Origin of the sequence: Mannheimia haemolytica (assembly GCA_900638155.1) — a bacterium.
Taxonomy (GTDB): Bacteria; Pseudomonadota; Gammaproteobacteria; order Enterobacterales; family Pasteurellaceae; genus Mannheimia; species Mannheimia glucosida.
The window spans coordinates 1592573-1604346 of record LR134495.1 but is presented as its reverse complement, the minus strand read 5'-3'; the positions used below and the strand labels follow the sequence as shown (position 1 = coordinate 1604346).

15 protein-coding genes are annotated in these 11774 nt (G+C 38.2%); 11 read left to right on the top strand and 4 right to left on the bottom strand.

The window, feature by feature from the left end:
• Positions 1-2 precede the first annotated feature (2 nt).
• Both EL242_RS07880 and EL242_RS07870 read right to left on the bottom strand, forming a co-directional pair.
• Positions 3-458, bottom strand: coding sequence for a DUF411 domain-containing protein (locus tag EL242_RS07880; protein WP_005612095.1), 456 nt, complete (start codon positions 456-458; stop codon positions 3-5).
• Between the two features lie 181 nt (positions 459-639).
• On the bottom strand, positions 640-1008 hold the full coding sequence (locus tag EL242_RS07870) for a DUF6803 family protein (RefSeq protein ID WP_308700758.1): 369 nt from the start codon (positions 1006-1008) through the stop codon (positions 640-642).
• Between EL242_RS07870 and EL242_RS07865 the strand changes: the two genes are divergently transcribed.
• Complete coding sequence (locus EL242_RS07865; RefSeq protein WP_012340839.1) at positions 959-1726, top strand: aldo/keto reductase; 768 nt, start codon at positions 959-961, stop codon at positions 1724-1726. The two genes, EL242_RS07870 and EL242_RS07865, sit on opposite strands and share 50 nt — an antisense overlap.
• A 538-nt stretch (positions 1727-2264) precedes the next feature.
• Here the strand turns inward: EL242_RS07865 and EL242_RS07860 are convergent.
• Positions 2265-2975, bottom strand: coding sequence for a hypothetical protein (locus EL242_RS07860; protein WP_006248874.1), 711 nt, complete (start codon positions 2973-2975; stop codon positions 2265-2267).
• Between the two features lie 476 nt (positions 2976-3451).
• Between EL242_RS07860 and EL242_RS07850 the strand changes: the two genes are divergently transcribed.
• Both EL242_RS07850 and EL242_RS07845 read left to right on the top strand, forming a co-directional pair.
• A complete protein-coding gene (locus tag EL242_RS07850; protein ID WP_006248876.1) occupies positions 3452-3970 on the top strand; it encodes a hypothetical protein in 519 nt (172 codons plus the stop codon).
• A 159-nt stretch (positions 3971-4129) separates the two neighbouring features.
• On the top strand, positions 4130-6181 hold the full coding sequence (locus EL242_RS07845) for a DNA topoisomerase III (protein ID WP_012340838.1): 2052 nt from the start codon (positions 4130-4132) through the stop codon (positions 6179-6181).
• Between the two features lie 60 nt (positions 6182-6241).
• On the opposite strand, the gene EL242_RS11455 is transcribed toward EL242_RS07845, so the two are convergent.
• Entirely contained in the window at positions 6242-6379 is a 138-nt protein-coding gene (locus tag EL242_RS11455; protein WP_155242642.1) for a hypothetical protein, read from the bottom strand.
• A gap of 619 nt (positions 6380-6998) precedes the next feature.
• On the opposite strand from EL242_RS11455, the gene EL242_RS07840 reads away from it, so the two are divergent.
• The 8 genes from EL242_RS07840 (at position 6999) to EL242_RS07805 (ending at position 11774) form a co-directional block, all read left to right on the top strand.
• Positions 6999-7430 carry an STY4534 family ICE replication protein gene (locus EL242_RS07840; protein WP_006248878.1) on the top strand — a complete coding sequence of 144 codons (432 nt, stop codon included), beginning with the start codon at positions 6999-7001 and terminating at the stop codon, positions 7428-7430.
• Between the two features lie 105 nt (positions 7431-7535).
• A complete protein-coding gene (locus tag EL242_RS07835; RefSeq protein WP_006248879.1) occupies positions 7536-8216 on the top strand; it encodes a hypothetical protein in 681 nt (226 codons plus the stop codon).
• Positions 8217-8241: 25 nt separating this feature from the next.
• Positions 8242-8649 (top strand): hypothetical protein, encoded by a 408-nt coding sequence (locus EL242_RS07830; RefSeq protein ID WP_006248880.1) that lies wholly within the window; start codon positions 8242-8244, stop codon positions 8647-8649.
• Positions 8650-8728: 79 nt separating this feature from the next.
• The gene (locus tag EL242_RS07825) at positions 8729-9091 is read left to right on the top strand and encodes a hypothetical protein (protein WP_006248881.1); all 363 of its coding nucleotides are present in this window, start codon (positions 8729-8731) and stop codon (positions 9089-9091) included.
• A 112-nt stretch (positions 9092-9203) separates the two neighbouring features.
• A complete protein-coding gene (locus EL242_RS07820; protein ID WP_006248882.1) occupies positions 9204-9464 on the top strand; it encodes a hypothetical protein in 261 nt (86 codons plus the stop codon).
• Positions 9465-9622: 158 nt separating this feature from the next.
• Entirely contained in the window at positions 9623-10252 is a 630-nt protein-coding gene (locus EL242_RS07815) for a hypothetical protein (protein WP_006248884.1), read from the top strand.
• A complete protein-coding gene (locus EL242_RS07810) occupies positions 10252-11025 on the top strand; it encodes a TIGR03759 family integrating conjugative element protein (protein ID WP_006248885.1) in 774 nt (257 codons plus the stop codon). Before EL242_RS07815 ends, EL242_RS07810 begins: the two co-directional genes overlap by 1 nt.
• On the top strand, positions 11004-11774 hold the full coding sequence (locus EL242_RS07805; protein ID WP_012340835.1) for a hypothetical protein: 771 nt from the start codon (positions 11004-11006) through the stop codon (positions 11772-11774). The genes EL242_RS07810 and EL242_RS07805 overlap by 22 nt, the downstream gene beginning before the upstream one ends.

Genomic DNA, 11774 nt, shown 5'->3' with positions numbered 1-11774 from the left:
CCCTATTGGTTATAGGATTTAAACACTTCACTTTCACCGTTTTTCTTAATCAAAACAACATCATAAGGATCTTTGCGTCCGCCGTATGCTTCACCGTCCATACCTGGTGAACCAATTGGCATTCCCGGTGCAGACAAGCCTATTGCATCGGGTTTTTCTGCGAGTAAACGTTTGATATCCTCAGCAGGTACATGTCCTTCAATCACATAGCCATCAATCACGGCTGTGTGGCAAGAAGCATGTTCATATTTAATGTTAAAGCGCTTATGAGCATCATAATTGCCTGTTTCGTTGACTTTAACCTCAAAACCGTTTTTCTGCATATAGCTGATCCATTCATTACAACAGCCACAAGTCGGGCTTTTCCACACTTCCATAGAAAGTGTTTGTGCTTGAGCAAAAGCGGTTATGCCTAAACTTAAAAGCAACAATGAGCGGGTGAATTTATGTAATTTCATAAGATGTCCTTATTTTTTATTGAGATTGAATGGACATCATTTTAAAGCTTAACCTAGGGTTAAGGTCAAGTAATCTGAAAAAATTCTATCATTTGAAAATTTTTCTCAAAATCCTACTGCTTGTAGTAGAGATATGCCAACGTACCATCCACTATTATTTTTTAAAATGTGATCAGAATTATTATTTATGATGTTCTGAATGACCACCTTGAGTATTCGGCATATTCATATTAGGGTTCATTTCTTGATGCATCTTCATCATTTCTTCAGGCGTTATTTCGCCCGTCATCATTTGGTTGTGCATTTCTGTTATTTGTTTAGCATCCATTTGCATTGAATGAGTCATTGCTGGTGTAGTGGGTTGATAGCCTGCTGAAATAGGATCTGCCATGCCAAAGATCATAGCAAAGTGACTCACAAATAAGAAAATCACAAGATAAACCGCATGTAATTTAATTTTTGCACTATCCACGAGATTTTTATGAATAACTTTTAATTCCATGAGTAAAATAATAAAAATAGGAAAGGTAGCTAATAATAGTGATGCAATTGATGCGATATCTACCCAACCACGCCATTCAGTAATAGTCGGTACGATAAAACGCTTACAAACCGACCGTATTGACTTACTCTATCAACACCGTGTTGATCCCAATGTGCCGATTGAAGAGGTGGCTGGCGCTATTAAAGATTTAATGAAACAAGGCAAAGTTTTGAATTGGGGCTTGTCGGAAGCAGGCGAGAAAACCATTCGCAAGGCACACGCTATTCAGCCTTTAACCGCCGTACAAAGCGAATACTCGTTGTTTTTCCGTGGTCGTGAAAAAGATGTCATTCTCGTTTGTGAAGAATTAGGGATTGGGTTTGTGCCTTGGTCGCCGCTGGCAATGGGAGCATTGGCTGGTTATGTGGACGAGAACAGCCGTTTTGAGGCTGATCCAAGCAAAGATTTGCGTGGTATTATCCCACGCTTTACACCAGAAGCGATGCAACAAAATGTGAAGTTAATCCAGCTTGTGCAAAAATGGGCAAAACGCAAACTTTGTACGCCTGCACAGCTTTCTTTGGCCTGGCTAATGGCACAGAAAGCGTTTATCGCGCCAATTCCTGGGACGAGCAAAGCCCGTCATTTGTTGGATAATTTAGGCGCAGACGATGTGAAATTTACCGAAGAAGAATTGGCGCAATTCCGCCAAGAATTAGAAGCCATTGAAATTGTCGGCTTGCGTTTGCCTGAAGCAATTTTGAATTTTTCAGAAGCGAAATAGTTTTCAGATACCTGAAAAAGTCGTAAATAAAAATTCTTTCTTACAGCGGTCGTTTTCATAAAATCCTTTGAAAAACGATCGCACTTTTTCTTGAATATGTAGCAAGATTAGTGGAAGATTTATCGAAATTGAAAGATATTGGGAAAAGGGTAAAACTGGAATCAGACAGATGATTAGGCAAAACGCTATAGTCAATAAGTGTAAAAATGGCATAATCAACTCAATGAATTTATGGACAAATATTATCTGTTTGGTATTTTATAGTAAGTACATTGTGTAAAAATAAAATCTGAAATTTAGTCTTTTTATACTTTATTTTTACGTACTCATACTTCAATCTGGGAAACTTAATATTTAATTAATTGATTTAAAAGAATTTTATAATTTACATTCCTAAGTGATATAGAAACAACCGTTTTGAATTACATATAACTTGAATTTGTCAAAATAAGCAAGCAAATAATAGGAAAGAGTCTTTTAAAACCAGTCTTACGTCGGGCCTACGTAACAAAATAAGTGGCCACCACAATTATGTTAACTATTTCCCTCTTACAAAAGCATTTGTCTTTAATTTCACCATTTTTCCATCAGAATTCTTAAACCAATTATTTATGCCCATAATCTGTTTTTCAGTTAATGTTAGCTTTCTTCTGAGCTGATTTAATGTGTCTTGTATAAAATTTAAGTCATTCTCTGGATTATGCTGAATAAATGATTGAAGCCAATATTCAGCAGCATAAACAGCTTGTAAGTTTTGGTATGTATACAAAGGATATGCCTCACCATACATAATCACTCTTATGTAACTTTCATCTTTTTGAGATATTTGCCCTGTAAGTTCATAGTTATGATAGATTTCATTTAACTTTTGAGATTTTATAATCGAGGTTAAATGCGATAGTTTTTCAAATCTTAAGGTCAGGTATGCATTAACAGCATTATTGTCCAAATAATTATGTACTTCGTCATCGTGTATGGATGTGAAATTATCTTGCTCAACATCTACTTGCTTATCCGTTTTATCATTTGTTGTTGGCTCATGAAGTAAACATCCCTTTGTGATATCAACTATTTTCTCTTTAGGATTGACTACATTCTGACCGTTCTTATTTTGAGCACAAGACGGTCCTGAAAAAGAGATATTGCCAAGTTCATTTTGAACAACAATAGCTTTGCCTGATGTAATCATTCTACTGCAAAATTGACATTTCACTGTATCAGTAAAATCAATCCTAATTTTTTTCCACATAACATATCTCTCCATATAGTGAGTAATAAAAATACTTCTTAACTCTCTTCATTGATGAAATAATTGCAAAAATAACTTTGATAGAGGATAAATATATGAATTTCCCTCCAACTCGATGGAAAATATTACACCAGTATCAAACTGAGCTAGAGCTCTGGGTTGAACAAGCCACAGAAGAGCATATCAAGCAATACTTGACTGAAATTCACGGATGTGTATACCCAGATGACTGGGAAAATGTGCGTATATCCCATATGTCATCTCAAACTCATATTTTCCATAGCTGTGAACATTGCCTAGAACTTATCTCTGCGATATTAACAATCTCACAACTAAGCAGACCCGATCTAAATGGTCTACTGTGTGACAGAAAGCTATAATATTTTTTCTCTTTGTAAGTAAAAGAGTTTTAAGTAGATTTTAACCGCACTTTTGCAAAAAATGAACGCAGATAACCCGCTTGTAAGGAGAATTCTATGCGTTACATCAAATATAGTTTATTTCTTGTTTCTACAATGCTAATTTCAGGCTGTGCTGAACTCTCAGCAATTAACGATAAGGTTGGGGATTGGGCCGGGCAAATGAATCAGACGCTCTATGGCTCTAAAGACGGCTCTGTTGAACAGCATAATGGGCGACAAGTTTATACTAAAACCCGAAATGGTAAGTACGTTTATCAAGATTCCGGCACATTGCAGTTGAAGCGGAATATTGATGATGTATTCCTGAAAGTTCGTCGGGAATTTGGCTTCCGCCCAACGAATGCTGATAGTGACTCCCGTAAAGTTTATCATACGGTACAAGGTACTTTTTACCATGTTTCCGGCTATTTTGAATCTGATGTAGATACTGATGGGGTACACTTAGGTGAAAACTACTTGGAAGTTATCATTGAAAAAGGCAGTAAAAATCAGGTGAATGTTGAATGGAAAGCAACTGGTAGTGCTAGATGGCTCGATAGTGCAAAACAGCGTTTACTTAATACATTAAAATAATAACTCATATTGCTCCTAGAACCTCTTCCCAGTGGAAACACTGGGATTTTTTATGTCCTTATTTCTCAAATTATTACATCCTACGAGACAATAAGTCGTTGAATGCTATTTAATCAGCACATTACTATTTGCCTATCTGTATTCATTTTAGGAAATAATATGAAATTATTTATTTGTGAAAAGCCATCTCAAGCTCGAGATCTTGCCGGCGTATTGGGTGCTACTTCAAAAGGTGAAGGCTTGCTGGCGACTGCGGATAAATCTATTATTGTCACTTGGGGGTTCGGGCATCTCGTTGAGCAATATCAGCCGGAAGATTATGATGAAGCGTGGAAACGCTGGGCATTTGAAACATTACCCATTATTCCTGCTCAGTGGAAAATGACACCGAAAAAAGAGTCTAAGAAGCAATATTCTGTTGTAATAGGGCTTATCAAAAAAGCAACCTCCGTGGTCATTGCGACCGATGCTGATCGAGAAGGTGAGATGATTGCTCGTGAGCTGTTAGATTTAGCTGGATACCGAGGTCAAATCCAACGTTGCTGGCTATCAGCTCTGGATGATGCCAGTATTCGAAAGGCTCTTCAAACACTCAAATCAGGTAAAGAAACCGAGGCTCTTTACTACGCCGGTATGGGACGTAGCCGCTCGGACTGGTTGATTGGAATGAACTTCTCCCGTTTATTTACCTTAATGGCTCAAGCAAAAGGCTATTCCGGTAAGCCATTGAGCGTTGGTCGAGTACAAAGTCCAACATTAACTCTTGTGGTTAATCGAGATAGAGAAATTGCTAATTTCGTGCCTAAATCTCATTATGCGTTAGCGGTTCAGCTGACAACAACCTCTGGTGAAACTTTCGTTGCCGGGCTTGCAGTACCTGAACAGTATTTGGATGAGTCCGGACTTTGCCTTGATAGTCGTGTCATACAACAAGCCGAAGCTCAAATTAAACAAACAGGCTTAGCCAAAGTGGTGACGGTTGAAACTAAACGAGAGAAAAAATCTCCACCGTTACTCTACGCATTAAGTGATTTACAAGGCGAATGTAACCGCTTGTTTGGCTTTGGGGCTCAGCAGGTGTTGGATATCGCACAATCCCTTTACGAAGAGCATAAAATCACGACTTATCCCCGTACAGACTGTGGTTATCTGCCAGAATCACAATTTTCTGATGTTCCTAACGTAATCCGCTCATTAGTTGCCTCTGATTCAGGGCTACAAACTCTCTTGCCTAAATTAAATTTGCGACAAAAAAGTCGGGCGTGGGACGATAAAAAAATTACCGCTCACCACGGTATTATCCCAACCATTAAAAAAGCTGATTTAAGTAAATTGAGTGAGGAGGAAATGAAGGTCTATGATCTCATTCGCCGCCGATATCTTGCTCAATTCTTACCGCACTTGGAAATGGATAAAACCGTTGCCACTCTGCAATCTAGTGGGCACACTCTGGTTGCTCGGGGAAATGTCATCGTTGCTCAAGGCTGGCGTATCTTGTTTGGCAAAAATGTGGATGAGGAAACTGGTAATGATGATGAGAAACAAGGATTACCTGTATTGACTAAAAATCAGCAATGCAATGTCACTCATTCTGAAGTCCGAACATTGCAAACTAAACCTCCCGCACACTATACAGAGGGGACATTACTCGATGCAATGAAAAATGCCGCTCGCTTTGTGACTGACCCAAGACTCAAACAACGCTTACGTGAAACGGAAGGTTTAGGCACAGAAGCAACCCGTGCCGGATTAATTCAAGGCCTAATTGACAAAGGATTTCTCCTTAAGAAGAAAAAATCACTGGTTGCCTCAGCAGAAGCCGTTGCCTTAATTGATAGTTTGCCGGACTTACTGAAAAATCCCGGTTTAACGGCATTATGGGAACAAGCCCTCAATCAGATTGCCGAAGGTAGTATGACACTTGATGCATTTATGCAAAAGCAAGAAGCATTTGTAAAACAACTTATCGGCAGTTGTATGCAACAGGGAATGTCACTTGGGAATATTGAAATCCGAAAATGTTCAGAATGTGGTAAGCCAATGAGAAAAATCAATCACGCTAAGGGAACATTCTGGGGATGTACTGGTTATCCAGATTGCCAACATAAAGAGGCTGATAAAAAGGTAAAATCAGCTTCAAATAAATCTGCTAAGAAAAGTAGTAATTTAAATGTACTCGATCAACTGAATAAATTAAGAAGCCAGTTATAAATTCAAGTAGATTATGGTATTATCAAGGAACAAAGAACCCGTTTTGTAGATTGTCGGTTATCAATCTACACCAGCCAAAATGTCTCCCAGCATTCTGAGAGGGAACTCCACTTTGTGGGAATGCCAACTAAACATTAAATGGATAATGCCAGCCACATTAGTCTGTTGTAATTGTCTAAATCGTGATTGCAACGTCATAATATTACCCGATTGGGGGGATTATGACGTTGCAATTACTGCTAACTATTCTGAGCCTGAGCCCACAGGTGAATAAAGGGTGCCGTTTGTGTCCTCGATGATGCCACAGATATGCCGATTAAAGACCACAAGGTAATCGGGTAAATTACGAACGAAAATATCAACATTGTCACGAAGGTGCTGCTATTTTCAATATAGTAACTTATATTGGTCTAACTTAAATTTCATTTATTCTTCAAAAGTACAACACCGTTGGTAAGTGATTTATCAACGGTGTTGTCATTTCCAATTCTCTAAAATCAAAATTCAATTCTCAATTAACTTTATGATTCAATATGGCTAAATTATCCTCAATTTAAGACGCTGTATATAACAGCACTTAATAAGTCGCATAACTCCTGAGAAGCGACGGCTATCCTTAGAGGTAGTTGAGTTATTGCCAAAATGTCTCCCAGCATTCTGAAAGGGAACTCTGTAAATTTGCAGGAATGCCAACTCAATCCCTATCATTTCAGTGAATATTCATTGAGATTCCATTTTACTTCCACCTTGCGGGGAACATTTTTCCCGTGTTGGGTAAGGATGTTTCTCCGCTTTTTTACATTTGGAGAAACAAACTATGACAACTCAAACTTCTACTCAAAAAAATTACTTCAATCTACATACTACCGGCATTGGCTATTTAAACGATATTCGTTTAGTAGAGCATAAAAAAGGAAATCCTTTTTATGCTTGTCGTGTTGCAGCTCTTGTTGGCGAATCTGACTCACCAGAGTACAGATATTTTGATATGAATGTAGTCGGTAAAGAAACCGAAACACTCATCAAAAAATGCCAAAAAGCGGTCTCTGAAGAGAAAAAAGTGCTTGTATCATTTGTAATGGCTGATTTGTGGTTCGATACTTTCACTTATTCAAGTGACAGTAAATATCACAAAAAAGGCGATACTGGAGTGTCTCTTAAAGGTCGCTTAATCCGCATCAAAATGATTAAAATTGATGGGGAAATCGTCTATCAAGAAAAACCAAAAGCAGATGAGCAATCTGAGTAATTTTACCCAAGCCCGACAATTTATGTTGGGCTTTACTTTATGTCCCGTAGGGAAACACTCCCTGCGGTGTGTTTTCCTTTATTTTACAATTTTAGGAGAAACACGATGAACTCACTTCAACAATTTGTCAAAACATTATCACCAACAGTCCTTAATGGTCGCCATTTTGATGGTATTGTTGGCGATGTTGTCTTTGTTCAGAACGGCTATGGTAAATGGCTTGATCAAGGCTTTACTATTATTGGTTTTGACAAAAGCATAGAGGAAAAGGATTGGATTTACCTAGATTGGGATTGCTATTGGTTCGGAAAAAATCCGGCACAGGTAATCCCTGAAAAATCTTGGGCTCAACGTTCTTGGCTTGCTAGAGCGTATTCAATCTCTCTTGAACGTTTTAATTCGTTAGGCTTAGAGCGTGAATATAACATTGTGTCTGATTGGGATAACCCCATTTATGGTACAGATATTCAGTTAATTGAACATTCCAAGGAGTTTTTCCGTTGGACTGAAGCCGATGATAGAGGGATTTTCTTAGTTCACAACGAGATGGCTTTTCATTTCTTCAAAAAAGAAATTAAAGCCTCATCGGAACCGGAATACTATCAACCTATTGAGACATTCTGGAAAGATGCTACGGTGGTATTGAACATAGAAGATCTAGATATGTTAGAGCGAGTAGGATTAGAGCAAACTAATACACCTGCTTTAGCAAAATTAACTACGTTTGTACAGGCTGCTCGCAACGAAATTTCCAATGGTAATATCGTATTCTATCGAGCATTTTAACATCTAATACAAAGAGGATTATTATATGAATCGACAAGGTATTTATATCAACGGTAAACAAGTCTTTGACTCTAAAGGCAAAGAGATCAACAGCGTTCAAATCATTAATAGTACAGTGCAAACAGTTGTTGGGATAAATAAAGGTTATATCTCAATGGCTGCCGGCAATAATGTATTAATTGTTGATGGACAAACAATTGCATTAGAACCCTCTCCGACTATCAACATTGAAGTATTTGGCAATGTAACCAACCTCAATGCAGGTTCAGAAAATGTTCGTGTAACAGGCGATGCCAAATCTGTTTCAACTGTCAGTGGTGATGTCACAGTGGATGGTAATGTAACCTCGAATGTGAAAACTGTGAGTGGTGACATTCATTGTAAATCTATTTTAGGTAAAATTAACACAGTGAGCGGTGATATTTATCGCTAATATTGACTATACACCCTATCGGGAAACATTCTCGGTAGGTATGTTTCCCCACTTTTTATTTAAAACTTGGAGAAACATAATGGAAGATTCCTTTTTTGACTTTGATGATATCTCTTGCTATTTAGGACAATGGGAAGCCATCTTAGAAGAATATAGCGATATTGTCAGTATTGAAGACTTTTGGCTTGTTGCCAAAGAATTTGAAACTGTACCACATTTCGGTAATCTGTATCAGGAGCTTGTCATCTCTCGCTTAATTCAACGATTCTGTACTGAATTAGATATTGAGCAAGATTCAGATTTAGTTGAATTTGACTACTATATCAATGCAATAGACACGCATTTTTACATTAATCGCCAAAGAATCTGTGATATAGATGATTGGAATGAAATGTTAGACAAGATTCGTAAAGAAATGACGCCGGCTAAATTAGCTGCCTAATTTTTTGCAAATTTTTACTAAAAACGACTCTTGCCGCAGTCTTAGTCCACCCACTTGGGGAAATACTCCCCTAATGGGTGACATTTCCCCGTATTTTATTTAGGAGAAATGTATGACGTTTGAACTTGGTCGAGTATGTACAACTCGTGCTGTTGCTGAATGTTTCAATCAAAATGCCTTGGTTGAATTGCTTAATCGTTACTGTTATGGTGATTGGGGCAATTTGTGTGAGGAAGATAAATTAGCGAATCAGGAAGCAATGAAATACGGAGGGAGAATTGTAGCTCGCTACGATGTAGATGATGAAAGTCTTTATATCATCACAGAAGCTGATCGTAGCTGTACAACAATCTTATTTTCTTATGAATACTAAGGAGAAATCCGATTAACACAGCACATTATTGTGTTTTCAAACGCCGTCTAATGATGGCGTTTTTTTATTCTCTCAATCAACAACAGAATAAATCATTCAAAATCAGCAATGACTTCGCCATAGTTGGTCTAGATTCCTTTCATACTTGGAGAGATTAAATGAAAACAAAAATATCCTTAATGACTGTTTTTATGCTTGGCTTAAGTGGTTGTGTTCATCAACAGGATACAGCTCAAAATAGTGATGAAATCACACCTATGCCTGATTCATTGCTAACACCTCAAATGCAACAATTACCTCCACAAGACCGTATCGTGTCCAAAGATATTTACCAAGAACAGACTACCTCGAATACCGAAGTGGTACGTGACGGACGCTACACCTTAATCAGTATTGCTCCGGAGGAAGGTCAAAAATATCTGCTTGAACAAGTCGTATCAGTCAAAGTCTCCAATCCTAAAAATCGTTTTACTGCGAATGTCCAGCAAGGTTTGCGTTCTACATTAACTAATACGGGTTTAGATTTGTGTTATCCACCTATCGGAGAACAAGGTAATGCGGTTCAAACACTTTTTACCCGACCTCTTCCAAAAGTTCATTACCAATTCGGTCCGATGAAATTATATGAAGCTCTACAAATGATTGCAGGTCCCGCTTATGAACTAACTCTTAATGATATATCCCGTACGATTTGCTTTAAAGCTCGGGAAAGTTCATTCCAAAACCCTCATAAACCTGCTGTTGCCGTTACAACGACAACAATTAAAACCGAGGTCATTGAGGAATAATGAGGGAAATATCAATGAAGTTTAATTTATGCCGTAAAGCTATACCGTTGGCAGTACTACCTCTTTTATTGTCCTTTGCATTACCTACTCTGGCTCAAAATATGCAAACAGAGACCGTAAGTAGCTCACAATCGACTTTGCAGAAACAAAGCCAACATCAACAATCACAATTAAGTGATAGCCTAAAACAGGCTAAAGAATGGGGATTGACCGTTGAAGAATGGAGTCGTTATACCGAATTAATGAAAGGTGAGCGAGGTATGTGGTCGCCAAATCTAGATCCGTTAACTGCTTTAGGTATCGAAGCACGAACTGCTGAGGAAAGGGAAAAATATGCTCGTATGTTGGCGAAAAAATATTATGAACGAGTGTCAAAAGAACTTGATTTTGACAAAGTTTATCGTCAGGAGTTTGAGAAACTTTATCCGAATGAGCTACCTTTTGAGGTTGAACCACATATTTCTCAATCGGTAGGTCGTGTGGTTTATTTTACCCGTTTTGATAACTGCGATTCTTGTAAAAGTGATCTTGGGAAAATCCTCTCTTACGCAAATAATCAAACACCTCTCGATATTTATATTGTTGGGCAAAACATCTCCGATAATGATATTCGTAAATGGGCTGCCGACAATAATATTGACCCAATAAAAGTCAGTAAAAGATTGATTACCCTTAACCACGATAAAGGCTATTGGCTGAGATATTCGTTAGGAAAAATGCCCGCTGCTTACCAAATCAAACAGGATGGTGAATGGACATCACTCGTGTATTAGTCATTGTTGCAGTCTTTCTTTCCAACATTAGCATTTCTCAGGCAAAGCCCTTCAATGGATTTGGTTCTGAAATTGACAGCTATATTCGTATGGCTGCTCAACGTTATCAGGTGAGTGAAGCAATGCTACGAGGTTTTGTCAAAATGGAAGATGGCTGGTATGGCAACATTTCACCAACAGGAGCAACCGGTGTTGGGCAGTTTACTATGGGAACCTGGAACTGGCTATCTGAAACAGAGAGGGGAAAGCAACTTGGTATGAAGTTGATTACAGCCAAAAATCGGGGTTCTTACGCCGATCCCCGTCGAGATAAATATACGAATACCTTAGCAACGGCATTATTGGCACGTTGGCATATTGAGCAATTTCAACTCCGTAATATCCCTATTACTGATGAGAATTTATATATGGCTCATAATATCGGCTTAGATGGGCTGCATCGAGCAATGATGGGGAAAGCTACTAAAGAAGACATTTTAAATATGCGTCGTAATGGAATGAAAAGTTGGATGACGGTAAGAGACTTTCTCAATTACCAAAAAGGACGTTTTTTAGCACATAAGCAAGAAGCCAATTTTATGACTGTCTCCAAGCAAGGGCATATTCATACCGGAGTTGCAGCTTTCGTTTATCCCACAAGCCAAATGGGAAAATCGGTCAAATGGGTTGAGCCGGATAATAAAATGATTTGGGTTGAACCTAAAAATGCAATGGTTTGGGTAGAACCCCAAAATACTCTTCAGAGGTAA